Source organism: Parachitinimonas caeni (assembly GCF_030129945.1).
Taxonomy (GTDB): domain Bacteria; phylum Pseudomonadota; class Gammaproteobacteria; order Burkholderiales; family Chitinimonadaceae; genus Parachitinimonas; species Parachitinimonas caeni.
The window spans coordinates 1-292 of sequence record NZ_JARRAF010000247.1 but is presented as its reverse complement, the minus strand read 5'-3'; the positions used below and the strand labels follow the sequence as shown (position 1 = coordinate 292).

The following is a 292-nucleotide window of genomic DNA, read 5'->3' as shown; positions in this document are numbered from 1 at the left end:
ATGGCTACAGCCTCGAAGGCTATCTGACCCGCGTCACCAGTGGCGGCGCCGTCGTGTCCGAGCGGAAAGTGGACAGCGCCGGCCGCACCTGGAAAACCACCGACACCTGGATCGACCCGCAGGGCAAGGCCAACCCCAGCATCACCTACAACCTCTATGGGGCCGACGTAAGCGTCCGGTCCCACCACCTAGCGCTGCGGTCACCCAGCCACCAAACTCCGGGATTTGATTGGTGGGAGTCAGGTGATGGTGCAGTCATGTGAATCATGGACAGAGCGGGAAGCACAGGTAG

Annotated in this window: 1 protein-coding gene; it reads left to right on the top strand. The window is 62.3% G+C overall.

Features of this window, described 5'->3' with window-relative positions:
- Positions 1-263, top strand: a 263-nt coding sequence (locus tag PZA18_RS24535) for a hypothetical protein (RefSeq protein ID WP_284103501.1), incomplete at its 5' end; no start/stop codon positions are given.
- Between the last annotated feature and the right edge of the window lie 29 nt (positions 264-292).